26 protein-coding genes are annotated in these 25,802 nt (G+C 55.1%); 13 read left to right on the top strand and 13 right to left on the bottom strand.

Annotation, left to right across the window (positions count from 1 at the left end; genetic code table 11):
* Positions 1-333: 333 nt before the first annotated feature.
* A complete protein-coding gene (gene cysZ, locus AUC61_RS09020; RefSeq protein ID WP_243245591.1) occupies positions 334-1,089 on the bottom strand; it encodes a sulfate transporter CysZ in 756 nt (251 codons plus the stop codon).
* Between the two features lie 460 nt (positions 1,090-1,549).
* On the opposite strand from cysZ, the gene AUC61_RS09015 reads away from it, so the two are divergent.
* Positions 1,550-2,149, top strand: coding sequence for a peroxiredoxin (locus tag AUC61_RS09015; protein ID WP_243245590.1), 600 nt, complete (start codon positions 1,550-1,552; stop codon positions 2,147-2,149).
* Positions 2,150-2,290: 141 nt separating this feature from the next.
* Positions 2,291-3,253: a thioredoxin-disulfide reductase gene (gene trxB, locus AUC61_RS09010; RefSeq protein ID WP_243245589.1), complete on the top strand. Its 963-nt coding sequence runs from the start codon at positions 2,291-2,293 to the stop codon at positions 3,251-3,253.
* A 141-nt stretch (positions 3,254-3,394) separates the two neighbouring features.
* On the opposite strand, the gene AUC61_RS09005 is transcribed toward trxB, so the two are convergent.
* The 4 genes from AUC61_RS09005 to AUC61_RS08990 all read right to left on the bottom strand — a co-directional run bounded on the left by AUC61_RS09005 (position 3,395) and on the right by AUC61_RS08990 (position 5,479).
* A complete protein-coding gene (locus AUC61_RS09005; RefSeq protein WP_243245588.1) occupies positions 3,395-3,736 on the bottom strand; it encodes a HopJ type III effector protein in 342 nt (113 codons plus the stop codon).
* Positions 3,729-4,025, bottom strand: a complete 297-nt coding sequence (locus AUC61_RS09000; RefSeq protein WP_243245587.1) for a DUF1244 domain-containing protein — start codon at positions 4,023-4,025, stop codon at positions 3,729-3,731. Before AUC61_RS09000 ends, AUC61_RS09005 begins: the two co-directional genes overlap by 8 nt.
* A 63-nt stretch (positions 4,026-4,088) precedes the next feature.
* Complete coding sequence (folM, locus tag AUC61_RS08995) at positions 4,089-4,778, bottom strand: dihydromonapterin reductase (protein WP_243245586.1); 690 nt, start codon at positions 4,776-4,778, stop codon at positions 4,089-4,091.
* 131 nt (positions 4,779-4,909) lie between these two features.
* The gene (locus tag AUC61_RS08990) at positions 4,910-5,479 is read right to left on the bottom strand and encodes a putative antibiotic biosynthesis monooxygenase (protein ID WP_243245585.1); all 570 of its coding nucleotides are present in this window, start codon (positions 5,477-5,479) and stop codon (positions 4,910-4,912) included.
* Between the two features lie 239 nt (positions 5,480-5,718).
* Between AUC61_RS08990 and AUC61_RS08985 the strand changes: the two genes are divergently transcribed.
* Positions 5,719-6,669, top strand: a complete 951-nt coding sequence (locus tag AUC61_RS08985; RefSeq protein ID WP_243245584.1) for a MerR family transcriptional regulator — start codon at positions 5,719-5,721, stop codon at positions 6,667-6,669.
* Positions 6,670-6,680: 11 nt separating this feature from the next.
* On the opposite strand, the gene AUC61_RS08980 is transcribed toward AUC61_RS08985, so the two are convergent.
* A complete protein-coding gene (locus AUC61_RS08980) occupies positions 6,681-7,286 on the bottom strand; it encodes a hypothetical protein (protein WP_243245583.1) in 606 nt (201 codons plus the stop codon).
* Positions 7,287-7,355: 69 nt separating this feature from the next.
* The gene (locus tag AUC61_RS08975; protein WP_243245582.1) at positions 7,356-7,802 is read right to left on the bottom strand and encodes a PAS domain-containing protein; all 447 of its coding nucleotides are present in this window, start codon (positions 7,800-7,802) and stop codon (positions 7,356-7,358) included.
* Between the two features lie 99 nt (positions 7,803-7,901).
* Between AUC61_RS08975 and AUC61_RS08970 the strand changes: the two genes are divergently transcribed.
* From AUC61_RS08970 to AUC61_RS08950, 5 genes are all read left to right on the top strand, one after another.
* The gene (locus tag AUC61_RS08970) at positions 7,902-8,357 is read left to right on the top strand and encodes a flavodoxin (protein WP_243245581.1); all 456 of its coding nucleotides are present in this window, start codon (positions 7,902-7,904) and stop codon (positions 8,355-8,357) included.
* 150 nt (positions 8,358-8,507) lie between these two features.
* Positions 8,508-9,419, top strand: coding sequence for an SDR family oxidoreductase (locus tag AUC61_RS08965; RefSeq protein WP_243245580.1), 912 nt, complete (start codon positions 8,508-8,510; stop codon positions 9,417-9,419).
* Positions 9,420-9,608: 189 nt separating this feature from the next.
* Positions 9,609-10,142, top strand: a complete 534-nt coding sequence (locus tag AUC61_RS08960) for a hypothetical protein (protein ID WP_243245579.1) — start codon at positions 9,609-9,611, stop codon at positions 10,140-10,142.
* 654 nt (positions 10,143-10,796) lie between these two features.
* Positions 10,797-11,354: a hypothetical protein gene (locus AUC61_RS08955; protein ID WP_243245578.1), complete on the top strand. Its 558-nt coding sequence runs from the start codon at positions 10,797-10,799 to the stop codon at positions 11,352-11,354.
* A gap of 352 nt (positions 11,355-11,706) precedes the next feature.
* On the top strand, positions 11,707-15,153 hold the full coding sequence (locus tag AUC61_RS08950) for a dermonecrotic toxin domain-containing protein (protein WP_243245577.1): 3,447 nt from the start codon (positions 11,707-11,709) through the stop codon (positions 15,151-15,153).
* Here AUC61_RS08950 and AUC61_RS08945 read toward each other — a convergent pair.
* A complete protein-coding gene (locus AUC61_RS08945) occupies positions 15,150-15,953 on the bottom strand; it encodes a SirB1 family protein (RefSeq protein ID WP_243245576.1) in 804 nt (267 codons plus the stop codon). The genes AUC61_RS08950 and AUC61_RS08945 overlap by 4 nt on opposite strands.
* A gap of 173 nt (positions 15,954-16,126) precedes the next feature.
* Here AUC61_RS08945 and AUC61_RS08940 point away from each other — a divergent pair, with 173 nt between their 5' ends.
* A complete protein-coding gene (locus AUC61_RS08940) occupies positions 16,127-17,158 on the top strand; it encodes a Leu/Phe/Val dehydrogenase (RefSeq protein WP_243245575.1) in 1,032 nt (343 codons plus the stop codon).
* Positions 17,159-17,409: 251 nt separating this feature from the next.
* Here AUC61_RS08940 and AUC61_RS08935 read toward each other — a convergent pair whose 3' ends face one another.
* From AUC61_RS08935 to AUC61_RS08925, 3 genes are all read right to left on the bottom strand, one after another.
* Entirely contained in the window at positions 17,410-18,342 is a 933-nt protein-coding gene (locus tag AUC61_RS08935; RefSeq protein WP_243245574.1) for a FecR family protein, read from the bottom strand.
* Positions 18,335-18,910 carry a sigma-70 family RNA polymerase sigma factor gene (locus AUC61_RS08930; protein ID WP_243245573.1) on the bottom strand — a complete coding sequence of 192 codons (576 nt, stop codon included), beginning with the start codon at positions 18,908-18,910 and terminating at the stop codon, positions 18,335-18,337. The genes AUC61_RS08935 and AUC61_RS08930 overlap by 8 nt, the downstream gene beginning before the upstream one ends.
* A 291-nt stretch (positions 18,911-19,201) precedes the next feature.
* Positions 19,202-19,456 carry a YebG family protein gene (locus AUC61_RS08925; RefSeq protein ID WP_243245572.1) on the bottom strand — a complete coding sequence of 85 codons (255 nt, stop codon included), beginning with the start codon at positions 19,454-19,456 and terminating at the stop codon, positions 19,202-19,204.
* Between the two features lie 341 nt (positions 19,457-19,797).
* Here AUC61_RS08925 and AUC61_RS08920 point away from each other — a divergent pair, with 341 nt between their 5' ends.
* On the top strand, positions 19,798-20,247 hold the full coding sequence (locus AUC61_RS08920) for a phosphate-starvation-inducible protein PsiE (RefSeq protein WP_243245571.1): 450 nt from the start codon (positions 19,798-19,800) through the stop codon (positions 20,245-20,247).
* A gap of 225 nt (positions 20,248-20,472) precedes the next feature.
* Here the strand turns inward: AUC61_RS08920 and AUC61_RS08915 are convergent, their stop codons facing one another.
* Positions 20,473-20,808 carry a DUF3509 domain-containing protein gene (locus AUC61_RS08915; protein WP_340163288.1) on the bottom strand — a complete coding sequence of 112 codons (336 nt, stop codon included), beginning with the start codon at positions 20,806-20,808 and terminating at the stop codon, positions 20,473-20,475.
* A gap of 167 nt (positions 20,809-20,975) precedes the next feature.
* On the opposite strand from AUC61_RS08915, the gene AUC61_RS08910 reads away from it, so the two are divergent.
* Together AUC61_RS08910 and AUC61_RS08905 are read left to right on the top strand one after the other, a co-directional pair.
* Positions 20,976-21,521 carry a sigma-70 family RNA polymerase sigma factor gene (locus AUC61_RS08910; RefSeq protein WP_122662184.1) on the top strand — a complete coding sequence of 182 codons (546 nt, stop codon included), beginning with the start codon at positions 20,976-20,978 and terminating at the stop codon, positions 21,519-21,521.
* Positions 21,518-22,480, top strand: a complete 963-nt coding sequence (locus AUC61_RS08905) for a FecR domain-containing protein (RefSeq protein WP_243245570.1) — start codon at positions 21,518-21,520, stop codon at positions 22,478-22,480. Before AUC61_RS08910 ends, AUC61_RS08905 begins: the two co-directional genes overlap by 4 nt.
* A gap of 100 nt (positions 22,481-22,580) precedes the next feature.
* Here AUC61_RS08905 and AUC61_RS08900 read toward each other — a convergent pair whose 3' ends face one another.
* A complete protein-coding gene (locus AUC61_RS08900; RefSeq protein WP_122662180.1) occupies positions 22,581-23,009 on the bottom strand; it encodes an HPF/RaiA family ribosome-associated protein in 429 nt (142 codons plus the stop codon).
* A gap of 249 nt (positions 23,010-23,258) precedes the next feature.
* Here AUC61_RS08900 and AUC61_RS08895 point away from each other — a divergent pair, with 249 nt between their 5' ends.
* Positions 23,259-25,751 (top strand): TonB-dependent siderophore receptor, encoded by a 2,493-nt coding sequence (locus tag AUC61_RS08895; RefSeq protein WP_243245569.1) that lies wholly within the window; start codon positions 23,259-23,261, stop codon positions 25,749-25,751.
* Positions 25,752-25,802: the final 51 nt, after the last annotated feature.

Here is a 25,802-nt window from a genome sequence, read left to right as displayed (position 1 = left end):
TTGTTGTATGGCTGTAATAGCAACAGGAGTGCCAGAATCTTCCGTGTAGGAACTGGCCTTGTTTTAGCGTCAATGAAATAGGACGAGATAGAAAACGGAATTATGCTCCTACATAAACGTCCTACGGAAAGCGTTTTGTAGGACTGCGGCAGGCAGTTGCCAATGAAAGGCAATAGTTTGCCAGGTAAGTTTCAAGCTTGTTTTTTATTTGTGTGGGAATAGTTTCAAAGTTATGTAAGTCTTTTCTTTTTATACTTTTATCAATTTAGCTGGCATGGCTCTACTTATGGGGGTGGAAATAAAAAGGCCCAATCAAGGGCCTTTTTATTATTCTCAGGGTTTCTGTATCCGTAACGCTTCCTCACCCCGCTCCCTCACCCAGAATAAAGTTGCCCCGGCGACAGCGGCCGGCATCATCAGGATGTTGACCACCGGGATTAGCAACGCCACATAAACAATGCCGCCGAAGCTCAGGCTCTGCCAGCGTTTGGCGCGTAGCCAGGCGAGCATTTCGTTCCAGCCAAGCTTGTGGTTGTCCGCCGGATAGTCGATGTACTGGATGGCCATCATCCAGACCCCGAATAGCAGCCATAGCGGCGCAGCAATCAGGTTGACGACGGGGATGAACGACAGGATGAACAGGGCTAGTGCACGAGGCAGAAAATAGCCAAGCTTGCGCATCTCCCGGCCGAAGGTGCGTGGCACCATGGCGATCAATTCACCCCAACTGAACGGCGGAAAGTCATCAGTTCCACGTACTACCACTTCGACTTTTTCTGCCAGAAAGCCGTTGAAGGGGGCAGCGATGATGTTGGCGAGCATGGTGAACGTGAAAAACACCATGAAAATCACCAGCGCGACGAACAGCGGCCAGAGGATATAGCTAAGGAAACTCAACCAGCTTGGCAATTCAGGCATGAACGTATCAACCCACATGCCGAACTGATGCATAGCCAGATAAATCAGGCCTGCAAACAGCAGCAGATTAATAGTCAGCGGCAGCAGTACAAATAGACGCAGGCCTGGGCTGAGCACCAGTTTCAGGCCTTCACGCAGGTATTGCGGGCCCGAGAGAGCGGGAGCAGGCATGGCAGCCTCCGAATGATGGAAAACCCGCCGACCTTACCGGCTTTGCCTGGCGGGTGAAAGCGGTGTTGGAAGCGAATGTATGACCTGCGACACGGCGCTTTCCCATGGCAAACATTGGACCTGTAGGAGCGCACGAGCAACGCGAGGCCGCGATGGCGACCTGTCTGATACACCGTCATCGCTGGCCTCGTAACCTCGGTGAGCTCCTACAGAATAGGGTTCAACCTGGAAGATTGCGGTTTGTTCGATTAACGCTGCGCCTCTGTGACAGCGGACATTCGCAGTAACAATCCCATAGGCGTAAAGTCTGCGGACAGGCTGAAATACGGGGCTCATGGGAATAGGGATTACCTATGAGGTGGATTGTGAAACGATATTTCCTTAATCTTTGCAGCCCCGATAGGCTGGCCACCAATTTCTCAACCTATCCTTTTCATTTTTTATCTTTCAGGGAGACATCATGAGCGTACTGGTAAACAAACAGGCTCCGGATTTCGATTCAGCTGCAGTGCTGGGCGACGGCTCTATTGTCGACAGCTTCAAACTGTCCTCGCTGCGCGGTAAATACGTTGTGCTGTTTTTCTGGCCTCTGGATTTCACCTTCGTATGCCCTTCGGAAATCATCGCCCACAACAACCGCATCGCTAAATTCCGCGAGCTGGGTGTTGAAGTGGTTGGCGTTTCCATCGATTCGCAGTTCACTCACTACGCATGGCGCAGCACCCCGGTAGAGAAGGGTGGCATCGGCGAAGTCGAGTTCACCATGGTCGCTGACGTGAAGCACGAAATCACCCGCGCTTACGGCATCGAGCACGATGCAGGTGTTGCACTGCGTGCATCGTTCCTGATCGACCGTGAAGGTGTTGTTCAGCATCAGGTCGTTAACAACCTGCCGCTGGGCCGTGATGTTGAAGACATGATCCGTCTGGTTGAAGCGCTGCAGTTCACCGAAGAAAACGGCGAAGTTTGCCCAGCCGGCTGGCGTCCAGGTCAGAAAGGCATGAAAGCTGACGCTAAAGGCGTTGCTGATTACCTGGCCGAAAACGCTACCAGTCTGTAACACGTTGCTGCGGTTTCGGCCGCAGCTTCACATTTTTCAGGATTGTCGTGTTTCTGAGCCTTCCCCAAGTGCTTATCGACGATCCTTTTTATTCCAGCCGGTGCGACCACGGCGTCAATGGTCGGTCGATAGGAGTCTGTCATGTCTGATGTACGTCATTCCCGAGTAATCATTCTCGGCTCCGGCCCTGCCGGTTATAGCGCTGCGGTATATGCCGCACGTGCCAACCTCAAGCCTTTGCTGATCACCGGCATGCAGGCTGGCGGTCAGTTGACCACCACTACCGAGGTCGATAACTGGCCCGGTGATGTGCACGGCCTGACCGGCCCGGTGTTGATGGAGCGTATGCGCGAACACGCCGAGCGTTTCGAAACCGAAATCGTCTTCGATCACATCAATGCTGTAGACCTCGCTGGCAAGCCGTTCAGCCTCAAAGGCGACAGCGGCACTTACACCTGTGACGCGTTGATCATCGCGACCGGTGCCAGCGCTCGTTATCTGGGCCTGCCATCTGAAGAAGCATTCATGGGCAAAGGCGTGTCGGCATGCGCTACCTGCGACGGGTTCTTCTATCGCAACAAGCCAGTCGCCGTAGTTGGCGGTGGTAACACTGCCGTTGAAGAGGCTCTGTACCTGGCGAACATCGCCAGCAAGGTGACTCTGGTTCACCGTCGCGAGACGTTCCGCGCCGAAAAGATCCTGATCGACAAGCTGCATGCGCGGGTTGCCGAAGGCAAGATCGAACTCAAGCTGAACGCCACGTTGGACGAAGTCCTGGGCGACAACATGGGCGTGACGGGTGCACGGTTGAAAAACAACGACGGCAGCACTTCAGAGCTGACAGTGGATGGCGTGTTCATCGCGATCGGCCACACACCGAACACTTCGCTGTTCGAAGGCCAGCTGGCACTGAAAGACGGCTACATGGTGGTGCAGGGTGGCCGCGAAGGTAATGCAACGGCTACCAGCGTTGAAGGTGTATTTGCTGCAGGCGACGTGGCTGACCACGTTTATCGTCAGGCGATCACTTCTGCTGGCGCAGGCTGCATGGCTGCACTGGATGCAGAGCGCTATCTGGATGGCCTGGCGAACGCATCGTTCTGATAGCGTTTGTATGGCGATAAAAAACCGGCTCAGGCCGGTTTTTTTATGGGTGCTGTGTATCTATCTGTAGGAGCTGCCGAAGGCTGCGAGACGATCTCCGTCATTCGCAGCCTTCGGCAGCTCCTACAAAATGTGTGTCGGTCAGGCCTTGCGCTTCAGCGGCTCACCGGCAAACTTCACACCCGCCAGCCCATGGGCGATCAGCGCGCGGATATTACCGTGGTCGCTGGCTTCAGGTGTGGCGACTACCGAACGGTAGTGCTCGCCGAAAGCCAGCAGCGCATGTTTGTCACTAAGGCCTTCCAGCAACGCCAGACCCAGCGTCTTGCAGGAACCCTCGTTCTGGCCAGCAGCATTTTCCACACCACCGTTGGTGAACGCCTGGGGCTGGTATTCATAGCCAGCGGCAATGAATGCCAGGGTGTCAGCGAAGAGATGTTCGCCGCTGTCGAGGCTGGCGCGCAGGGTGTTCAGATCAGTCATGCTTGGTTTCCTTGGCAAACGTCGCTTGTTGCTCGACGCTGGCTTCTTTCTGGTATTGGGCTTTCCACTCGCTGTAAGGCATGCCGTAAACGACTTCGCGAGCGTCATCGAGGCTGATCTCAATGTGTTTTTCGTCTGCGGCTGCCTTGTACCATTTGGACAGGCAGTTACGGCAGAAGCCGGACAGGTTCATCAAATCGATATTCTGCACATCCTTGCGGCTGTCCAGATGGGCGACCAGTCTGCGAAAAGCAGCGGCTTCGAGTTCAAGGCGTTCTTGGTCAGTCATGGTATTCCTGCCACGTTGAATGAGGGGAGCGATGCAGGGTAGCTGCGGCTACCCGAGTGATCTTCAAATCCCTTTTTTAAGGTGTCGGCCGCCGTTAACGACCACGCTGCTTCCCGTGCTGTACTGCGTATTCAGCAGATAGAACACCGCATCGATCAACGGCTGTGAGCCCGGCTCGAATTCCAGCAGGGCCTTCTTGAGTGCCTGATTCCGATAAGCCTCGTCGCTGTTTTCCTTGAGGATCAGCAAGCCAGGCAGGATGGCGTTTACCCGAATGTCCGGCGCGAACTTTTCAGCGAAGGACAGCACCATGTTCTGCAGCGCAACTTTTGTGGCCGCATAGGCAATGTGGCTCTTGCTGCCGCGCGATGAGGTTTCATCGCAGATATGGATGATGTCCGACTTTTTGCTCTTGGCCAGAAGCGCCGCCAACTCGTGGTTCAAGTGATAAGGCGCTTCTACATGGAGTTTGAACATGGTGTTCAAATTGTCGACGCTGTCATCAAGCCACAGCGAGGCGTTATGGATGACGGCTCTAAGCCCTGAATAATTGGTTTTCAGGTACTCGACAAGCGCCATGCGGTCTTCTGAGCGCAGCAGATCTGTCTGAAAGGAGACAATATTCGGGTGCTCGGCGGTGTGCGCAATGCTGCGGCTGGCGTTGACAACGAAATGGCCCGCTTTGGCCAGCTCGATCGCCAGCTCAAGCCCTACCCGCTGACTGGCCCCGGTAATCAGGATTGGATTATTCATTTAGCGACTGTTCAGCTTTGCTGGATGCATGCGTTCGGGGATGTCCCCACGAGAGCGCATAGCATACCGAAGTTTGTCGCGGCAGGGGCATTGCGGACCAGGCAGCCTGTAGCGGCCCGGTCGCTGCCTGGTCAGTTGCTGCGTACAGACTCGGGTTGTGGCTGTTCTGGCGTCGGTGCCGGGTTTAGCCAGCCTGCCAACAAGTGGGTCGACAACGGGATAAACCAGAAAACCATCAGCGGCGTGAGTATCAGCGTGCTGATCATGATGCGTGGAACCAGTTGCAGATCGTTGAGCAGCGGGCCGAGCACGAAGTTGAACAGGAGCGAGACCGGGAAGAACGCGAGCCAGATCGCAACCGCCTGTTTCCAGCGCGGCGGACGTTGGCCGACAGAGCCGAACCAGCCATCGATACCACTGACGCGGTGTTCCGAAGGTTGTGCGAATAAGCCGCTGCCACGCACCAACCAAGAGCTTCGTGACTCGGAATGCTCCCAGGCGTGCATGGTTTCAGCGTTGGCGAAACGGAAAATAATCTGGAATTCATCGTCTCCGGGAGGCGGAGCAAGCACGCCTGAACCCAGATAACCGGGGAAGTCGGTGGCCAGTCGTTCGCCTTCATGCAGCCAGGCGATCAGTTCCTGATAGCGACCATGGGCGACGCGACGCGCAACCAGCAAGGTGACAGGGGTGGTAGACATTATGTATCTCCGATAAACGAGTGAGATTCCCGGGTAAGGAAGTCACATGACGCAGCACCGGGGTGTTGGGCGGCGTCAGCTTCGTTGTTAAAGCAAGCAAGGATTATTCCTGAAATCGGTAAATAAGCCATAGGCCATCTGCAAATCACTGATGAATAGCCGATTTTGGTCGTGGTTTTTGACGAAATACCCATTTTGCAGGCGTACAATGCGCCGATTGTTTCCACGCGATCCTTGTCATGACTGAATCCCCTATCAGCCTGGAGTCGTCTACCGGCCTCAAGCAAGAAGAGCTCTTCCCCATTCGTGAAGTGGCGCGCATCACGGGTATCAACCCAGTCACGTTGCGTGCCTGGGAGCGCCGCTACGGCTTGATTCAGCCCACCCGCACCGAAAGCGGTCATCGCCTGTATTCGCAAGCTGACATTGATGATGTGCGCAGCATTCTTGGCTGGATCGAGCGTGGCGTTGCAGTCAGCAAGGTCGGCAAGATTCTGGCAAAGACCAACGACGTTCGGCTGCAGGCATCGGCGCTCGACAGCGATGTTCTGCCGGGCGACTGGGCGCAACTTCAGCAGCAGATAAAGCATGCGGTAGGGATGTTCGACGAGTCTCGGCTGGAGCAGCTTTATGGACGAGTGTTTTCCAGCTACCCGATGACGGTGGTGTTTGAAGAGATTTTTCTGCCTGTCTGGCGTGAATTACTGCTTCATCATGATCAGTTCGGTCAGCTCAGCGAATGGCTGTTTCTGGACAGCTTCCTGCGAGCGCGAGCCTTACAGCGTCTGCACTTCAGCCGCAGCTCGGCTGAGCACAAGGTTCTCGTTGCTGCGGTACCTGGCCATTGCCGGGAGCTGGAATTGTGGGTCGCTGGCTTATTGATCGGCAGCCCGGATCTGGATATTCAGGTGCTCGCCCTGGGCCAGCCGCTGGAAGAACTGACACTGGTGTGCGGCAAAGTCGAGCCATTGGCAGTGGTGCTCTACAGCAACCATCCGCCTGCCGTCGACTTTTCCCACCGTCTAAAGCGTCTTGCTCTGGCGCTGGATTGCCCGCTGTTGCTTGCCGGTGAAGGTGCTGATCTTGCCCGTGAACTGCTCGAGGGGTCGCCGGTTGCGTGTATTGGTAGCGAAGGGCGTTCCATGCGGCGCGGGCTGCAGCTGTTTCTGAAGGGGCGTCTGGACAGCTGAGCCTTTCGAACTCAGCGATGCATTGTCGGGTAGATCTTGCGATGCTGCTGGAGGATGTACTGACGCAGCCGCTCGGTGTCTTCCTTGTTCTGGTCGTTCAGACGGTAGGCCGCCAATCCTGACTCGGTAAGGCGCTCGAACGTGCCCCGCATGGCGATCGGCGCATGCCCTACTGGTGCGAACCAGGCGGTGAATAATTTCGGCGGGCGGGTGGTCTTGCGATGTTCCAGCAGCACGCCCTTGAATGAAATTTCATGCACCCACAGTGCAGTCATCGCACCTTTCTCTGTTTCCAGGGGGACCGGCTCGGGCAATGTCAGCCGCCAAGGGCGAATCCGCGGTCCTTCCTCGAAAATGGACGGCGCGCCCAGTTCCAGATGGAGCGCGTGGAATTCGTCCTCCACCAGATGCAGCGGAAAGGTCATCTGCTGGTTATCGAATTGAGCCTGAATCGTCACCTGCTCGTGTGCCGCAAGCCGTGTCAACAAATCCTGGATTTGCCTTCCGCCGTTCACAGTCAAGCTACGTGTCGCATCTCGCACGTTCAGCTTGGGGTTGTGTTGCATGTTCTGGATGAAATCCAGCTCAGCCTGAGTCAGTAAAGATTCATGGGACATGATGGAGCTCGAAGGAACCCGTTATTGAAAAAGCAGACCATAAATTCAACAATTTGTTTCGCCCGTCTGTCATTTTTTCAATGACGCTATTTCTTCACGGGCCTGTTTCAGTTCTGCTTCCAGCTCCACTACGCGCTGTTCAGCTTCGATCTGTTGCGTGACGTTCTTCTGGATACCAATGAAATAAGTCAGTTGATCAGCTTCGTTGAAAACGGGAGTGATCGATAACTCATTCCAGAACAGGCTGCCGTCCTTGCGATAGTTGCGCAGGATCTGGCGGCACGGCTGTTTGTTGATCAGCGCTTCGCGGATCAGGTCCAGTGCGGCTTGCTGGCGATCATCGCCCTGCATGAAACGGCAATCCTGATACAGGATATCGTCCACTGCGTAACCCGTCAGCGTCTCGAATGCCTTGTTGGCATAAATGAGGATATTGTCCTCGCCTTCCTGCTCGGCGACGACAATGCCGTCATTGGAGGCATCAACTACCAGTTGCAGCAGTTTTGCGTTGATCATGAAAGGTATCCGGAGCAAAGAAGCAAAGCCAGCATTCTAGGTCATGCGGCCACTTGGGGCATAATGCCAAACGTTTTTTACGTTGCTACAGGATGATTCATGAAAGTCGCCATTATTTCCGGTTCAGTCTATGGATCGGCTGAAGAAGTCGCCCGCCATGCCGGGAAGATCCTGCGTGATGCCGGTTTTGAGGTCCTGCACAATCCTCGTGTGAGCCTTGCCGAGTTGCAGGCATTTGAGCCGCAAGCCCTGCTGGGCGTGACATCGACTACCGGCATGGGCGAATTGCCCGATAACATTCAGGCGCTCTATTCGCAGATTCGCGATGTATTGCCCGCTGCCTGGCGTGGTTTGCCGGGTGGTGTTATTGCCTTGGGAGATGCCAGCTACGGGGACACTTTCTGCGGTGGCGGCGAGTTGATCCGCGAATTGTTTGCCGAGTTGGGCGTGACCGAAGTTCAGGAGATGCTGCGTCTGGATGGCAGTGAGAGCGTCACTCCGGAAACCGACGCGGAGCCCTGGCTTGCAGCGTTTATTGAGCTTTTGCGCGCCTGATCTCATAAGCATTGCCGAGACACAACTGGCCACCTTGCGGCAAATCATCCCCCTGCGTTATTGCGCATTATTCAGCATCGGTTGTGTTGATTGTGGCGGGTGCAAGGGAGGACGACACTGACGGCCCGCAACCTTTTGCCGGAGTCGATCATGAGTCATGCCATACGTTTTGAGGACAAGGTAGTCATCGTCACGGGGGCCGGTGGCGGCCTTGGACGTGCTCACGCGCTGCTGTTTGCCCGCCATGGTGCGCGGGTTGTGGTTAACGACCTCGGCGGTTCTGCCCATGGCGAGGGTGCCAATGCCTCGGCAGCTGACCGCGTCGTGGCTGAAATTCGTGAAGCGGGTGGCACTGCGATCGCTAACCACGATTCGGTGACCGATGGCGACAAGATCGTCCAGCATGCTCTGGATGTTTTCGGGCGCGTCGATGTTCTGGTGAATAACGCCGGGATCCTGCGCGACAAGTCCTTCGCCAAAATGGACGACGCCGATTGGGATCTGGTTTACCGGGTGCATGTCGAAGGTGCTTATAAAGTCACCCATGCCGCCTGGCCGCATCTGCGGGAGCAAAACTATGGCAGGGTGATTTTCACATCCTCCACGTCCGGTATTTACGGCAACTTTGGTCAGGCGAACTATGCGATGGCAAAACTCGGCCTGTACGGGCTGACGCGCACCCTGGCGCTGGAGGGGCGCAAGAACAATATTCTGGTCAATGCCATCGCACCAACCGGCGGCACCCGTATGACCGAAGGGCTGCTGCCACCGCAGGTGTTCGAGTTACTCAAGCCAGAACTCGTCAGCCCCTTGGTGGTGTACCTGGGCAGTGACCACTGTGATGAAACGGCTGGTTTGTTTGAAGTCGGTGGCGGCTGGATTGGTAAGGTCCGTTGGGAGCGAAGCCTCGGCGCAGACTTTGACCCACGCGCAGGCTTCAGCCCTGAAGATGTCGCGAGTCAGTGGCAAGCGATTAACGATTTCACTGACGCAGTACACCCTAAGGACAATGTCGAAGCGCTCAAGGAAATGATGGCCAATCTGCAAAAATATACCGTGTGATGCCATTGCGCTGTGTGGGAATTGAAGCCGGTCAGATTTGTGTGACCGGCTTTACTTGTAGGATTGTTACTGTTCAATATGTAGGCCTCGTCTAATTATCCGCAAAAGTTGTGGGTGTTGACGGTTTTCAATCAAGAAAATAGTTCGCGTTCCGATAGTTCAGAGAATGGACCATCGAGGATGAATAGCATGGAAGGCCTTTACGCCAATCTTGAAATAGTCAGAAGCCGTATTGAGCACTACAAAGCTGAGCCTGATAAACAGTTCAGAGGGGATTCAGGGTTTACCCTGGAGGAAGAGGCTGTTTTTCAAAAGATTCGTCAGTACTGGGCGGATAAAACCATACCCGACGATGAGAAACTTCGTGGCTTTGAGATGGACCTGGCTGAATTTGATCCGCGCAATACGACGTTTATAGAGCTACGCAAGATATCACTGGGGCTTGAGGCGCTGGGGTTAATTGACACCACCACCGGCAGCGTCCTCTCGATGGTTGATCTGGAGTTCGATACCGCGGGCAATCAAATCAACACGCATAAAAAAGTGGATGTATTTGATTATTTTGATGGGCAACTGAAATTTCTCAAAGGCTATATAGCCGAAGGGCATGACTTTGCAAATGAAACGTTGATCAAGCTTAATACTGGCATCACTGTGATGTTAGCGCTTGAGGCGCGAGCGCAGGCAGCGCGAGGGCAGTTTCTCGTTAATACGACGGCGTGACGCCTGACCTGAACGGATATCCTGGTTCAGGTCAGAGCGCAAAAATTATAGGGGAATTGTGTAGTTGCCTTTATACGACACCGCTTGCGTACTCTCTCTGTTGTCCAGGATTAAGCGAAATGTACCGTTTCCCAGTTTTCGGTAGGGATCATATTCTTTCCTGACAACGGTTCTCCATGCCCCACCCACAAGCTTTTCCACCGTCAACGGCCAGCGCATTCCGCTTTGGGTTCTCAGCACAAACCCATGCGATGCGTCCGTGCAGTTGCTGGAGGACGTATACGGTCCATGGATCACCTTGTACTCACCCGCCATTGCGGTGCCGGGCGAGAGATTCTGGCTATTCCTGAAGCACAGGTTAGAGGCCAGTGGGGGCTGCCACTCCTGGGCAAGTGAAGTGCCAGCCAGTGGTAGCAGGCTTGCAAACATTACCAACGTCAATAGCGTGTTTTTCATAAGTTACTCCTGTGATTTAAAGATATTTCGTTTAAACACACTTCTTTGTAGGGCAGGGTCTGAGATTTTTGTAGGCGCTTTCTATTCGTTGTGTAGCACATGTCTTGATTTTTAAGGACGCTCCTATTGCCCATAAAGTTTGTTGTGCTGGCCCCGATAGTTTTATTGGCACAGGAACTTATTGCAGGAGCATTGAATATGAGTATTTGGGGATATCTCCCGCCCTTTACCATCAAAGAAGTGTTTATCCGGAAGCCAGGGGCTGATCGGCCGGTTGATGTGACCCGCATGCTGGATGAAATCGGTGAGAACGGTACCGCACTCAACACGACAAGAATGGAACTGGGTCAGTTAAAGCCGTTGTTCAAGGATTTTGATCCCGAGAAAGTCAGCCCGACGAACCTCGCTAAAGTGGGTAAAACACTTTATTCCTACGGATTGATTGATAACCTGACTGCCGATTTGCTGGGGAGAGCAGCGGTTGAGTTTGATAAATATGGCAAGGCCGTAAAGCCCGATGACGAGATGAACTCGCTGGAGTTTTTTGCGAGGCACATCGATGAGATGAAAACCAAGTCTTATACGGGCGATCGGTACGCGAAAATGTTGCTACCCGATTACATACGAGCGGTGCATGTTCTCAAGTGCCTGCAACACTTTGGTTCTTCGGGAGAGGGTTTCGACAGCATTGCGCGTAAACGTCGGGAAGCGAATGGTGACATCCCCAAACAAAAACCGCTGAAGCCCATTATGTGATGGCAAAAAAAAGCCGCTGCACGGCAGCGGCTAAATAATACGCAGATCCAGGAGCTTCAAAATCAACGTGGCCGGGATGATAGTGACTGTCAGATCGCAGAAAAAGAGGGGTTTACGAGATGGAGTGTTACAGCAAGCGTAATTGTCGTTTTGCCAGCGTGAGCTACGTTCGCCGGTAATACGTCTGTCAGCGATACGGGTTTTGCCCGTCACTGTGTGTCTCCAAGGGGGGGCAATATATACCGCAATGCAGAACCATCGGACGCGTCTTATAGACACGAACCGGCGGCTCACGTGTTCTTTCATCTGGCTGGATGCCTTATGGACGTGACCGCATTATTGGAGCTGTACCATGAATGATCTTTCTGTAGCGTCGCGCTTCACGTCCCCTGCTTATGTTTCTCACTCCTCGCAAATATCTCGGCCACTGGCCCGGCTTTGCGACGCCTCAGCTCAGGCAGCCGAATTACTTTCTTCCATGCCGAGCCTGCGTCAAGCGGCACGGAGCCTCATAAGCGCGGCTCTGCTCAGGGCCGGAGTCGATTACAACCCCGATATCCTGTTCCTCAATCATCGAAATCCTGAGGGAGAGTTCTTGAGTTCGGTCTCTCTCACAGACGCGATGATTCAGACGCTTACTGACGGCGTTGATACCTTGGGCGGTGATTTCGTTGCGGTCTATACGCGCCATGACACTGTCAATGAGGCGTTTCTGGCAAGGCAGACCGATGGCGAGGGGCTTAAAGCGATATTCGCTTATACCAGTGAGCGTTTGTCTGACCACTACCTGGATTTGCTGGATGAGTTCTGGTCACAGGACATAAAAAATCCGGACTCCACCGGACCGCTTATTACCCGTCAGAAGCGTTGGGCTTCCCTGCAGGGCAAAGCCTTTTTCAGTGAGATGGAAATAAGTCACCTGAACGGAGATCTGGATGAGCAGGACAAAGCCCGTCTGGAGTGGATACTTGACCAGCCTGTAGAGGGAGGCCTGCACAGGGTTTCGTTGCTCGCGCAGGATCGTACGCCTGCCCTGTTGCACAGTACCTTTGTTATCAGCCTGGCGTCTCAGGCTGGCGAAATACTGAGTCCGGCAAATAGCACAGGGCCGGTGTTGTTGCTGACAGCCATGCACGGCGTAGAAAAATTTAGCTCGCTTTCATTGCTCAATGAAAAGCTTCACAAACGACTTTCCGACTCAGGAGAGCGCAGCGCGTTGCTCGCAGACCTCTTGTTGTCACAAGTTGACCTGTTTTCGGAGGCCTCGGACATTGAAATTCAGTACAGCCTGGCTTCCGGTGACCTGACACGCAACCTGGTAAAGGCGATGCGCGCCAAGCAAATGGATGATCTCCACTTCTTGATTAAAAACGCCGCAGGCAAAGATGTTTCGAGTTTTCTGAGCGCCGTGCACATGTCTCAGATCTTCGCCCCCTTCGACGAGGCACGGCGGCAGAGTTTTCACTTGCGCATGCAGCGCCTGCAAGCCCTGAGCACACCCCATTGGTTGAAGCACGCCAGTGATCATGAAAAGGCTGGCTATGAAGTGTTCGCCAGGGAATACCGTGACCGTGCTGAAGCTGCAAGTCAGTTGTTGGCCGGCCTGGAGTCGCTGGAGGACTATGCGTTATTAAAAATTGATGACTATATCCGCCAGCATTTGGGTTACCGCGTGGACCCTCGAAAAGTATTTATTATTGTGAAAGATAGATGGTCCTCCCCAGCAGGGGACCTGATGCCGTTCTATCGGAAATCACTGTTTGAATATGCACTGAATGGCCTGCCGTTGATTGCCGTCGAAGCGGACGCTCGCGTAGAGCTGCCCCGGGGCAGCAATCACCCACGGTTCACCTTTGAGTTCGTTAAAGAGTTGGTGGCTGATCTGGACTTACGCCATCAGTACCGGTACGAACTTGAAGCCCGTTATCGTCAACCTGATACCCAGCGGGCGCTGTTGCATCAACGCGACAGTGCATTGGCGCTGAGCACCTGGGCCGCAAAACTGCAGCACCATATTTCGGAAAAAAGTGTGGATCTGGTCTGGGCGTTGCGAGCGGATCGCCAACAGCTCGGCGCTACACGTAAAACCGGAGCCCTGGAAGTCGGTGGGGTGGGCAATCAGTTGCGCGATGTCATTGTGTTTAGCGAAGAAACCGACACTGATCAGCACTACGTGCTTTATGCTCCCGGTGCGCCTGGCGGACGCGATATTTTCGAGTTTGGCAGTTGGCTCCAGCTGTACCATGAAGTGGCGTTATGGTCGGCAACGCCAAGTGGCAGGGATTACCTCATCGCGCAATCCATGCAGGCTTCTCGAGAGGCCACTGCCGCGTTCATGCAAGCGGTCATTCTGAAACCTACCTCCTGGAAGCCAGAACATGTGCGTAGGGTTGCCAGCCAGGATTCAAACTTTCAGGACAGTATGTCCGCCTTGATAAACACCAAAATCGACTATCAACTGGCCGATTTACCGAGGGTAGTCGGAGGCGAGCGGAACACCTCTACCTATAAATATCGCCGACAACTGGCGTTATGCGAGGCCCGCATTCAGTTTTTGCAAAAGAGCTACAAGAACAGCATGCAGCTTATCTCTTATCGCCACTTCGCCCGGCTCTCGGGAGAGATTTACATCTCGAATGTGTTGAAAAGAAAGGGTGTCGATCTGGTCGTCAACACGGACACGGTGTATTTCGATTTGCATAGCCGCACTCGAAGGCTTCAACCAGATTTCGGTCCTCATACCGATCTGGTCTCTCTCACGCAGTTACTCATGAATGATTTTATCTACAACCTGGATGAGCGAGCTCCCATGTACTCGTCCACGGGGCAGGATCTGTCTGAACTCTCCATGCCGGTTATAAAAGAAGTGCTCGCCGCGCCGCTGGGAGAAAGATACATCGGGATACTCAAGGAGGAATATCGCGACCGTCAGCATCCCGATCATGCGAAGAGGAGGGCGCTATTTGCTCAACGCAGCTTTTTTGAAATGCGCCGGGACGTACTGATCACCTATCTGGAGAATGGTTTTACCGAGGCGCAGTACCAATGGGCTATCAACCTGCTTGCCACGGTATATCCGGATCACCCCGACAGTTCACGGGATCGTGAGCGAGGTGCGGGTAACAGTTCGCTTAACCAGTTATACCTCAACGGTCGCTTGATCGAAGGGGTGTACGTTTTCAAACACAATGGCACTGATGAGGCCGATTACAATCTGATTTATACGCCTAACGCGCCCGATGGCATTTGCTTCAGAGATTACCGGGTTTTTACGTCAACGCTGACTGTGCCGGGGATGGATACCTATTATTACAACCGGGTCAGTTACAAGAACCAACCCGCTGTCGGCACGCTCTTTTCGGAACTGCTGAGAAACCCGCAACAGGCATTGAAGTCGCTGACCCTTGATACAAATAACAGGATCCGTGACTTGCAGGTTCTGCATGACGCCATGATCAAACGCATGATTGAGGACGTTGATGAGCAGTCACTCAGCAAATCAGAGACCTTCACTGAGAACCTCTACACACTGGTGAAGTGGACTGGCACGATTCTGCTGCTTCCATTTCCGCCTGCTGCGCTGGCCTGGGGGCTACTCAATACTTCCATTAATCTTGCCCGGGGATACCTGGCTTATCTTGATGGAGATCGGGCGGCAGCCAGTCCATATTATGTGTGGGGCGTAATTGGGTTAGTGCTTGGCGCTTCTGGTGCAAAAGACCTCGCACAATCGACCACGGGCATGGGGTTGAAGGCACTGAGTTGGGCTGTGCGCAAATCACATCCCGATTTCGCCTAATGAATGGCTTTCCCGTGGGGTAACTGACCCAGCCGTTCGGTGAGTCGTAAGCGCTGTACCGTGTCGTCACTCAGCATCAGTGCATGCTCCAGGTCGTAGCGCTCGGCCTGCGGGCATTCCAGGCTTCGATACAGGCTTGCGCGGGCCAGGTAATCCGCGGTGGTTGCCGGGCCCAGTTCCATGACTCGGTTGGCGTCCTTGAGGGCGGCCAGGAAGTCATCGTTGATTTGATGCAGATGACGCAGGTTACGCGACATGCGCTGCAGAATGTTGATATCGGTTGCTCGCGCCATGTGTTCGGCGCGCAGTTGCATCGCAGGGCCGAATTGCCGGGCCAATAGCTCACGACAGTCCTTGGGGTAAAGCCTGCGCCCGCCACAGGGGTCCAGCAGGTGGTCAGCACCCGGGACGCGTACCAGAAAGTGGCCGGGGAAGTTCACGCCTTCAAGTTTGATCTCCAGGCGCCTGGCCAACTCCATGGCGACTAACGCCAAGCCAAGCGGCTGACCTCGACGACGTTCCACGACTTTATGCAGCAGCGCTGACTGGGGCTTTGGCGGGTTCCAGTCATCCTGAGCGAAGCCCAGCGTATTGAGTTGCCGCAGTAATGGCTGTGCCAGTTCGGATACAGGTAAGGCCGGTAGAGCTGCCCTTGTCTGGCGCAACAGATCGTCCATGAAACCTTGCATCAGTTCGGGTGTGAACGGCTGATCATGCTCGGCGGATATCCACAGCGCGGCTTCGAAAACATCGCACGGTTCTTGTTGCAGGCAGGCCAGGCAGTGTTGACGTGGTGTCATGTCGCTCTCCGAGCAGACCTTGGCAGTCATGACCTGTTTTAGACCCCCTGATGCCATTCGTCCAGTTACAAATAGGGCTGCCACGGTGTTTCCCGTCTATGTCCCGAGCGGTCCATCATTTTTTTTCGCAGCGCCTATACTCGCTTTAGAAAAAACACACCGGAGCACCGTTGATGTTCGCACTCATGCATACATCACGTGTCGAGTCGCTGCATCTGGTCGTCGACCGTGAAACCGGCCTCAAGGCAGTGATCGCGATTGATAATTGCCGTCGGGGGCCGGCGATGGGGGGCTGTCGCTATCTCTCCTATCCGGATGAAGAGAGCGCGATCGAGGATGCTATCCGCCTGGCCAGAACCATGAGCTACAAAGCAGTGCTTGCCGGTTTGCCGTTAGGGGGTGGAAAAGCAGTCATCATGCGACCTGCGCACTTGCCCAGCCGTGCGGCTTTATTTGAAGCGTTCGGGCGTTTTATCGAAAGTCTCAACGGGCGCTATATCACGGCCCTGGACAGTGGCACCTCCAGCGCCGATATGGACTGTATCGCGCTGCATACCCGGCATGTCACCAGCACCAGCGAATCAGGTGATCCTTCATCGCACACGGCTATGGGCGTTTATGCCGGGATTCGAACCACAGCGATGGCCCGGTTGGGGAGCGATAACCTCGAAGGTTTGCGGGTGGCGATACAGGGCTTGGGTAATGTGGGCTATGCGTTGGCTGAGCAACTGCATGCTGCCGGTGCCGACTTGTTGGTCAGCGATCTCGATCAAGGGCGTGTGCAACTGGCCATGGAGCAGTTCGGCGCTCATCCGATTGCGTGTGAAGCGTTGCTCAGCACACCGTGCGACATTCTCGCACCCTGCGGGGTTGGCAGTGTGCTCAACAGTCAGACGGTGGCTCAACTGCGCTGTGCTGCCGTGGCTGGCGGGGCCAGCAATCAGCTCAGCAGTTTGCAGGTGGCTGATCAACTGGAAGCGCGCGGCATTCTTTATGCTCCCGATTACGTGATCAATTCTGGCGGGCTCATTTACGTTGCCCTGCAGCACACAGGGGAAAGTCCCGGCACCATCACGGGACATCTTTCGCGCATTGGTCAACGATTGACCGAAGTGTATGCGCATGCCCAAGCCGAAAAACGTTCCCCCGCGCGCGTGGCAGATATGTTGGCTGAACAGTTGTTGAAGGTGGGGGAGGGCGCGTGATTTGTATGCCACGAACCATGGCCCTCATGCGCATTTCTGTAGGAGCTGCCGAAGGCTGCGAAGCATTAAGTGCTGACACGCCGCCATCGCAGCCTTCGGCAGCTCCTACAGGTTCAGTGTTTGCAGCGCTACATCAAGGCGCCGTGAACACCGGTAAGGTGACTGTACATTCAACAATTTGCATCGTCAGCTATACCGCCTCCACGGATAAACCCGGCCCCACGTTACTGTGCGAGGGATGATCGTAAGGCCTACTTCAGCACCGTAAGCAACGGCGAATACTGCTTTACTTGCGCGCCAACCGGTTTTGATAGCGCTTGTAGCGCCCGCTGCGTATCGCGCAAATCATAAAGCCCGGTTACCCGCTTCTGCCCCAGCGCATCGTCACCGATCACTATCCAGCCACGCTGATATTTGCGTAATTGCTCAACGACTTCGAGCACCGTGGCGTTCTCGAAGAACTGCTGGCCGCTGACCCAGGTGGCCACGTCGTCGGGTGCGACCATGCTTTGCTGAGCGCCGCCTTGGGCGGCATCAAGCCACAGTCGTTGGCCTGCGCCAAGACGGTATGGCGTACCGCTGGAGTTGACCCCGACGGCACCTTCCCGGACCTCGACTTTTATGCCGGCATCACTGCGTGCAACATCGAAAGAGGTGCCCAGCACCCGGATGACTACGTTATCGGCATCGACCTGAAACGGCCGTCGTGCGTCATGCACCACATCAAACAGCGCTTCGCCGCTGCGCAAGGTGATCTGTCGGGTGTCACCACTGTAGTTCACATCCACTGCACTGCGCGCGGCCAACGTCAACTGGCTGCCGTCCGCCAATTGCACGACACGGGTTTCGCCTGTGCCGGTGTGATAGTCCGCCTGCCAGTCCGGATGGTTCAGCCATGCGGCGCCCAGAGCGATCACGCAGACGCAGGCCGCTGCAAGCATTGACCGGTTACGGCGTGACGGTTTGAGTCGTGCGACTTCGGTTGGTTTCGGCCAGTGTGCTGCAGTGGACGGTTGCTCGATAGCTGACCAGGCGCGATTGACTTGAGCCCAGGCGGTGAGGTGCTCCGGGCTGGCGTTCAGCCAGTGATCGAACTCCTCGAAGCGCTCGGGTTCAGCCTGCAGATCCAGTAACCAATCACTGGCCTGTTCCAGGCTGGCTGTGGAAGGCGTCAACTCATGCACGTGGGCGCTCCTTGCGTTGAGTCGTCTGCGCTGACGGTTCAACTTCGATACTGGAGGCCAGCTGAACCACAGCGTCACGCACCAGGCGGTGGGTCATAGACAGCGAGATGTTCAGGTAGCTGGCGATTTGCTGCAGAGTATAACCACCCAGCCGGTGCATCTCGACGGCGATGCGCATTTGTTCAGGTAGGTCAGCGAACGTCGCTGCGACCCGGCTGATGTCAGCCTGGTGCAAAAACTGTTGTTCTGGGGACTGCAGCTGACCGGGTTGCATCCACTGCGGCGGGCTCTGATGCTGTCGGCTCTCGCTGTTTTGTCGGCGCATGGCATCCAGGGCCAGATTGCGCACAATACGATAGAGATAAGCTGCAGGCTGTTCCAGAGCTGTGCTGGTCGGCTCGCTGAAACGCAAGAAGGCATCCTGCACGACATCCTCTGCGCTCGCGCGATCACCCAACACACCTTTGGCGTAGTTGATCAGCGCGGGGCGATGGGCGAGATAGAGGCTAAGCCTGGCGGCTTGATCGGGCACGGCAAAACGCTCTGAAAAGCAAAATTCGCCGCCCATGGCAGCCACCAAAAATGTGCTGGCGAGGCTAACATGGATGAGACTGCTTCTCAATTGCTTTGATGTTGACGCGCCATCTGATCGAACAAAGTCTTTCAGAGAAACCGCTATCGCTACTTGGCGTTACTAGTGAGTTGTCATCAAACAATGCAAATCACTAAATTGAAATGCACTTTATGTAGGAGTGAGCTTGCTCGCGATAGCACTTGGTCAGACGATGATTTTTCAACAGCTTTACTGCTATCGCGAGCAAGCTCACTCCTACATATCCAGTGTTCGCTGCACTGCTGTTCAGCCTTCCTGACCCAGTTCAGCCAGTGCACCCGCGTTGTTCTTGAACGCAGCGGCAAAGACGACACGGTTCTTGGCCATGAAGATACTGGTGTCTTCAGCCTGTTTTTCGGTGAGGCCCGCCACGTTCTTCATCAGAATCTCGGTCAGCGACTCTGCCAGTTCGAGCATCTGGTCGTGTGCATCGGCGAGTTTACGATCCACGAATGTAGTCTCCAAGTCGCGGGTACTGCGATATAGGGTTTCAACAGCCATGTCAGGCCTCGTAATCAGGTGCAGTATTGGAGGGGAACGCCCCCGGTGTGCGTGTGAAGCAGAGCAGATGAACCAGCCGATCTGCTCTGCCGCATAATCGGTTAAGCTAATACTGGTTGTTTATACAGTGCCAAGCATAAGCCAACCGTTCTGAATTGAATAGTGGCTAACCCGCATCTTTTTTACTCTTCTTGTGTGCCTTGCGACAACCCGCCGCGCTCTTAAGTCTGGCAAATGGCCTCGTTCCTGCTTGAGAATCACGCACGGCAACGCTTCACGCACAAAGCGGCATTATGTTGACCTGGTAGTGTTGCTCAATTTTTGTACAGGATGAGTTAGAGATGTCAGAACTGAAATGGGCTGAAAAGCTACGCAAAACCCTTCACGACCAAGCGGATTCGCTTGGCAACCTATGCGTAGAGGCTTTCCATTACCTGGCTCTTTTCGGGATTGGGGCGATCACTGCTTACGGTGCAATTTTGGCCTTCATAGAAATGATAGGTAAAGGCAGTGTCAGCGTTGATGACATTCTGCTGCTATTTATCTACCTCGAACTCGGGGCGATGGTGGGTATCTATTTCAAGACCAACCACATGCCCATCAGGTTCTTGATATACGTGGCAATCACTGCCCTGACGCGGTTGTTGATCAGCGACGTTTCTCACCATGCTCCGCCGGATCTGGGCATCATCTACCTGTGTGGCGGGATTCTGCTGCTGGCGTTTGCGATTCTGGTGGTGCGATTTGCTTCGTCACGCTTTCCGTCGGTGAAGGACAAAACGGAAAGCTGAGCATTCGGTGGGGTGTGTATCGATGACTCTACGGTGGGAGCGAATGGGCCAGAGCAGGCTCAAGAGGTGTGTCGTATGAGAAGACCCCCTCGCGAATCAATTCGCTCCCACAGGGTTCTATGGAGAAGTACGAGATTACTCAGGCCCGCTGGAGGTTATCGACAGTAGGGCCTGAGGTGCTGTTGAAGTGAAGGATGCCGCCATCGAAACAGCGATGGCTCTGCATCAAATCCCCACCGACACGGTCGGGCGGGTGGCCAGCAGGTTGGCTAGCTTCGAGGGCGGGGGCGCGAGGCGTTTCACGTCGCCGTCGGTCATGGCCGCCAGAATCTTGATTGCGCTGTGACCTTCTTCGATCGCGATGCCGAATTGCACGCTTTCAATCAGTCGTTGCAAGCGCTTGGGGTCATTGCGCTGGGCTGCGCTGATCAAGCGTTTGGCGACCACGCCAGTCGAGTTGGACAACGTCAGCATGATGCTGCCGTCGAGGCCTTGAATGCTCAGGTTCACCCGATAGTCAGGATGGAAAGCATCGGTAATCTGCTGAAAAGGATTATCCATTTTCGGTACCTGCCAGTTGGGTCTGCATAAATTGACTGGGGGTTTGTCCCTTTAGTTCTCGACAATTAAGTGAATAATCGGAAAAAGATCCTGCGCTTGCCGTTGTTACAGAATGATGGCATCTTCCGCGTTAATGATAATTTTTCGTGTTTAAGAAGCATTGCCGCATGCGCGACATTCCTGCATCCGATGACGACTTGATCCATCGTCATCGGCAATTTACTGAGCTCTACAGCGACCATCACTCCTGGTTGCATGGATGGCTGCGTAAAAAACTGGGTTGCTCGCAGCGAGCTGCCGATCTTGCTCATGACGCTTTCATCCGTGTGTTGACGCTTGCCGAGCCGCAAAACCTCAAAGAGCCTCGTGCATTTTTGACGACTACTGCCACGCGTCTGCTGATCGATGGCGCCCGACGTCGCAAGATCGAACAGGCTTACCTGGACGCTCTTGCTCTGGGTGCTGACGAAGCCAATATTCCCAGCCCCGAAGCGATTCACAGCGCATTGCAGATACTCGAAAAAATCTCCCGGATGCTGGAAGGACTGCCCGCCAAGCCACGTGAAGCGTTTTTGCTCAACCGTCTGGACGGCTTGAGTTACAACGAAATCGCCACGGTGTTGGGTGTGTCCGCCAGCATGGTCAAGCAGTACATGGCCAGCGTGCTGGTGCATTGCTATAAAACTCTGCACGGTTCGGGCCACTTGTCATGAATGCGGAGCACGAACCGTCGGAGTCGATGATCGGGCAGGCCGCGCAGTGGTTGGCGTTGCTGCATGATGATGCCGTCAGCAGTGCTGATCGGCAGGCATTCAACGCCTGGCGCCACGCCGATCCACGGCACGCACTGGCCTTTACCCGCATGCAGGCGGTAATGGGCAGTTTCGAACAGTTGCCTGCCAAGCCCGCCAGAAAGGCATTGGGCAAGGTTTTTCCGCCCGCAAAAGGCAAGATTTCGCCGCGACCGTTGCAAGCCATTGCATTGTTGGGCGTGCTGTTTTTTGGCTGGTTAGGTGCCAATGAGGCGCCGGTGTGGCTGGCCGATGAGCGCACTAATACCGGAGAACGGCGAGACATATTGCTGACCGACGGTAGCGAGTTGCGGCTCAATAGCGGCTCTGCACTTGACGTGGAATTCGACGAACGGCGGCGTGTCATTGAGCTGTATCGCGGCGAAATGTGGGTGCAGGTGGCAAAAGACCAGCAGCGCCCATTCGTGGTCAAGACCAGTCAAGGCACCATAACGGCGCTGGGTACGCGCTTTGTGGTGCGTAAAGGGCAGGACGGTTCGGTTCAGGTCAGCGTGCTTGAATCGGCAGTCGCCGCCAATGCTGATCGGTTGACTGACGTTCGGGTTAACACGGGCCAGCGGGCCACGCTCATGGATGGCGTTGTACAGGCACCTAACGCCATTGGTAACGACGACCCGGCTGCCTGGACTCGAGGCTTGCTCAAGGCGAATGACCGGCCACTCGGCGAAGTGCTGCAAGCGCTCGGAGCCTACCGGCGTGGCGTTTTGCAGTTCGATGAGCAGGCCATGCAGGGGATTCGGGTTTCCGGCGTATTCCGTCTGGACGACACCGACGCGGCCCTTGCCACACTGGCCGACAACCTGCCGATCAAGGTTGAGCACTTTACCCCGCTGTTCGTCAGGGTAAAGCCAGCCAATTAAGCGTTGTATACGCCTTTGGCTATCGGAACGAAAAAGGGCGGGCCTGTTTAACAGGCCCGCCCTTTGTCCAACGTCGTCAATTAACTGAGGTCAGCGTGGTTCAACCCAGTTGAGCAACGCTTTTTTCCTGTTCCTTTTCCAGAAACTCTTCCTGCAACAGAGCGTCGGGGTTTTCCGATTCAATCGTAGTGTCGTCAACGATTGGGGCACCTGCGCGTTTTTTGCGCAATTTGCCGAATAAGTGTTCAAGAGCGTGATCAAGTTTTACCGCGGCACCATCCACTGCCTGATCCAGGGTGTCTGCCTTGTGAGTGACCGAGATAGGCTGGTGACCCTTTGGACGGGCTTCCATCTGGCAGCGCATGTCATGCGGGCCCGGCTTGTCACCGTTTTCATCGCGGATGTGGACTTCAATGCGAGTCAGATCCTCTTCGTAACGTTCGAGCGTGCTTTCTACAGTGGTACGGACCCACTCCTCCAGTCGGATACTGCTTTCGATGTGGTTATCGCAATTGACCTGGATTTGCATAGTTGTTCCCTTCTAAGGCTTGCTCTTGTGAGATCGGACGAGCTCCTTTTCAGGAGGTTCATTTTGTCTGGCCTCAATCACAGTGTTGGCGCTTATCGAGGAACAATTCAACCCCGGCGTGAAAGAAATATTTCGCGGCAAAAAAATAAGTCTCGTGGATTTGAATGAAAATCCATCTCATTCACTGTCTGTTTTTCTTCGGTGTGCGTCATGGCTAGGAGTACCTAACTTCCATGCCAAGGATTGTCCATGTCACGCGCTGTCCATTCTCTGCAACCACTGGCTTTGGCCGTCGTCATGGCGTTTGCCGTTGCGCCGCTCCATGCTGCTGAAACCGTTTCGGCCTCGCAGGCCTCAGTACGAAATTTCTCGATACCGGCCGGCGATTTGAGCCAGGCGCTCAATAGCCTGGCCGAGCAGGCGAGTCTGGTGCTGGCCTTCGACCCGGCGCTGACCCGTGGCAAGCACAGCGCTGGCCTGCAGGGCGAATTCGATACCCAGGTCGCGCTGGCGCGTGTGCTTGCTGGCAGTGGTTTGCGGGCCACTGCGTTGTCGTCCAGTCGCTATCGTATCGAGGCTGCGCCCGAGTCGGTTGCGGGTGCGATGGAGTTGGGCGCTACAGATATCCAGGGTTCCTGGCGGGGCGAAACGGCCTCGGGACCGGTGTCCGGTTACGTGGCTACCCGCGGTCGTACCGGGACCAAGACCGACACGGCGTTGATTGAAACCCCGCAATCGATTTCGGTGGTGACCAAGGACCAGATGACCGCGCAAGGTGCCCAGAGCCTGAACCAGATCCTGCGCTACACGGCAGCGGTTGTGCCCGAAACGCGCGGTGCGACTGCTTCACGTCTGGACCAATTGAGTATCCGTGGCTTTTCGCCCGCGACTTACCTGGACGGCTTGCGCATGCCGGGCAGCCGCGATGCCTCCCCACAGAAAGACGCCTTCGACCTTGAGCGCGTTGAAGTTCTGCGTGGCCCGTCTTCAGTGCTGTACGGCCAGGCGAGCCCTAGCGGTGTGGTGAACATGGTCAGCAAGCTGCCGACCGAAACACCGCTTCATGAAATCGGCTTGACCTACGGCACCTTCAACAAGAAACGTACGACCTTCGATTTCGGTGGCCCGATCGATGATCAAGGGGTTTATTCATACCGTCTTTCCGGTTTGTACGACGATGCTGATGGCCAGGTCGAGCACACCGAAACCCGTCGTCAGTCCATCGCCGGTGCGTTCACCTGGCGTCCGAGTGAAGATACTTCGCTGACGTTGCTGGCCAATTATCAGGCTGATCCGAAGGGGGCATCCTACGGTGCGGTGCCGGCGTTTGGCTCGGTGCTGAGAAGCCCGACGGGTCGTGACATCGATGTCGATTTTTATGATGGCGAGAAGGATGTCGAGAAAAGCGACCGCAATTACCACTCCGTCGGTTACTTGTTCGAGCACCATCTGAACGATGTCTGGACGATTCGCCAGAACGCTCGATACATACGCAGTGAAGGCCTCTATCGCAGCGTTTACAACAGCGCTCTGCAAGCAGATTTCCGCACACTCAATCGCAGTGTCATCGCGACTGATGTGAATCTTGATTCCTACACGATCGATAACCAGGTGCAGGCTAAATTTGCCACGGGGCCTTTGCAGCACACTGTGTTATTGGGTGCTGATTATCAGAACACCAGCACTGATACCAAGGCATCCGGTTTTCCCGCGACCGCAACCCTGGATATCTTCGATCCTGTCTACGGCAGTGCCGTGACGACACCTCCTTATCTCACCGACGCCACAGGCCGCAGCCAGCAAAAGGGCCTCTATCTGCAAGAGCAGATGAAGTGGGACAAGTGGGTGTTCCTGGCCGGTGGCCGTTATGACTGGGCTGACAGCACCAACAGTTCGCAGAACATCGCCACCAAAGTTAAAACCAAAAGCTCAACTGAAGCCGAGGCGTTTACCGGGCGACTGGGGCTGGTTTATCTATTCGATAACGGCCTGGCACCGTACATCAGCTATTCCGAATCTTTCGAGCCACAATCGGGTACCGGCCTGGGCAACAAGCCGTTTGACCCAACCGAAGGCACGCAATACGAGCTGGGTATCAAGTACCAGCCACCGGGCAGCAACAGCTTCATTACGGCATCTGTATTCGATCTTCGTAGATCCAATGTGTTGACGCTGGATCCGGACATTACGCCTCGGTGTAACGGCAGCCGTTGTCAGGTACAGAGTGGCGAAGTGCAGTCGCGTGGCTTCGAGCTGGAAGGTAAAGCCAGCTTGAGTGACAACCTGGATATCACGGCGGCCTATGCCTATCTGGATAACCAGACGACGAAGTCGAACAATACCGTAACAGTGACGCCCGGCAGTGGTATCGCCAGTGGTGTTGCCGAGTCTGCCGAAGGCAAGACCAGCATCGCCATTCCGCGTCATACCGCTTCGGCCTGGGTTGATTACACCTTCCGTGATGGTCAGATGAAAGGCTTCGGTGTCGGCGGCGGTGCACGCTACGTCGGGGCGACGTGGGGGGATGATGCCAACTCCTTGAAAGTGCCTGGCTACACGCTGTTTGACGCAGCCGCGCACTATGACATCCCGAGTTTGTACAACCCGATGGATAACCTGCGTCTGGCGCTGAACGTTACCAACCTGGCCGATAAGGAATACGTCGCGTCCTGCAGCGGTTACGGCTGGTGCTGGTACGGCTCGCAACGCACCGTACAGGCGAGTGCGACGTATCGTTGGTAACGCGCTGATGCTTTGCCCTGACACCGCGGTCGCGAAGCAAACATTGGACTT

The sequence above is a fragment of the Pseudomonas maioricensis genome (assembly GCF_022790535.1).
Lineage (GTDB): Bacteria > Pseudomonadota > Gammaproteobacteria > Pseudomonadales > Pseudomonadaceae > Aquipseudomonas > Aquipseudomonas maioricensis.
Note: the sequence above shows the minus strand (reverse complement) of the source record. Positions and strands in the feature narration are given on the sequence as shown.

Bases quoted from the DNA above. Each gene is read 5' to 3' on its own strand.
- AUC61_RS08900 (WP_122662180.1), bottom strand. From the start codon at position 23,009: ATGCAAATCCAGGTCAATTGCGATAACCACATCGAAAGCAGTATCCGA.
- AUC61_RS08920 (WP_243245571.1), top strand. From the start codon at position 19,798: ATGTCAGAACTGAAATGGGCTGAAAAGCTACGCAAAACCCTTCACGAC.
- AUC61_RS08925 (WP_243245572.1), bottom strand. From the start codon at position 19,456: ATGGCTGTTGAAACCCTATATCGCAGTACCCGCGACTTGGAGACTACA.
- AUC61_RS08970 (WP_243245581.1), top strand. From the start codon at position 7,902: ATGAAAGTCGCCATTATTTCCGGTTCAGTCTATGGATCGGCTGAAGAA.
- AUC61_RS08985 (WP_243245584.1), top strand. From the start codon at position 5,719: ATGACTGAATCCCCTATCAGCCTGGAGTCGTCTACCGGCCTCAAGCAA.
- AUC61_RS08975 (WP_243245582.1), bottom strand. From the start codon at position 7,802: ATGATCAACGCAAAACTGCTGCAACTGGTAGTTGATGCCTCCAATGAC.
- AUC61_RS08945 (WP_243245576.1), bottom strand. From the start codon at position 15,953: ATGACACCACGTCAACACTGCCTGGCCTGCCTGCAACAAGAACCGTGC.
- folM (WP_243245586.1), bottom strand. From the start codon at position 4,778: ATGAATAATCCAATCCTGATTACCGGGGCCAGTCAGCGGGTAGGGCTT.
- AUC61_RS08965 (WP_243245580.1), top strand. From the start codon at position 8,508: ATGAGTCATGCCATACGTTTTGAGGACAAGGTAGTCATCGTCACGGGG.
- AUC61_RS08990 (WP_243245585.1), bottom strand. From the start codon at position 5,479: ATGTCTACCACCCCTGTCACCTTGCTGGTTGCGCGTCGCGTCGCCCAT.
- AUC61_RS09015 (WP_243245590.1), top strand. From the start codon at position 1,550: ATGAGCGTACTGGTAAACAAACAGGCTCCGGATTTCGATTCAGCTGCA.
- AUC61_RS08940 (WP_243245575.1), top strand. From the start codon at position 16,127: ATGTTCGCACTCATGCATACATCACGTGTCGAGTCGCTGCATCTGGTC.
- AUC61_RS08980 (WP_243245583.1), bottom strand. From the start codon at position 7,286: ATGTCCCATGAATCTTTACTGACTCAGGCTGAGCTGGATTTCATCCAG.
- AUC61_RS08895 (WP_243245569.1), top strand. From the start codon at position 23,259: ATGTCACGCGCTGTCCATTCTCTGCAACCACTGGCTTTGGCCGTCGTC.
- AUC61_RS08955 (WP_243245578.1), top strand. From the start codon at position 10,797: ATGAGTATTTGGGGATATCTCCCGCCCTTTACCATCAAAGAAGTGTTT.
- AUC61_RS08905 (WP_243245570.1), top strand. From the start codon at position 21,518: ATGAATGCGGAGCACGAACCGTCGGAGTCGATGATCGGGCAGGCCGCG.
- AUC61_RS08930 (WP_243245573.1), bottom strand. From the start codon at position 18,910: ATGGGCGGCGAATTTTGCTTTTCAGAGCGTTTTGCCGTGCCCGATCAA.
- trxB (WP_243245589.1), top strand. From the start codon at position 2,291: ATGTCTGATGTACGTCATTCCCGAGTAATCATTCTCGGCTCCGGCCCT.
- cysZ (WP_243245591.1), bottom strand. From the start codon at position 1,089: ATGCCTGCTCCCGCTCTCTCGGGCCCGCAATACCTGCGTGAAGGCCTG.
- AUC61_RS08910 (WP_122662184.1), top strand. From the start codon at position 20,976: ATGCGCGACATTCCTGCATCCGATGACGACTTGATCCATCGTCATCGG.
- AUC61_RS08960 (WP_243245579.1), top strand. From the start codon at position 9,609: ATGGAAGGCCTTTACGCCAATCTTGAAATAGTCAGAAGCCGTATTGAG.
- AUC61_RS09005 (WP_243245588.1), bottom strand. From the start codon at position 3,736: ATGACTGATCTGAACACCCTGCGCGCCAGCCTCGACAGCGGCGAACAT.
- AUC61_RS08915 (WP_340163288.1), bottom strand. From the start codon at position 20,808: ATGGATAATCCTTTTCAGCAGATTACCGATGCTTTCCATCCTGACTAT.
- AUC61_RS09000 (WP_243245587.1), bottom strand. From the start codon at position 4,025: ATGACTGACCAAGAACGCCTTGAACTCGAAGCCGCTGCTTTTCGCAGA.
- AUC61_RS08950 (WP_243245577.1), top strand. From the start codon at position 11,707: ATGAATGATCTTTCTGTAGCGTCGCGCTTCACGTCCCCTGCTTATGTT.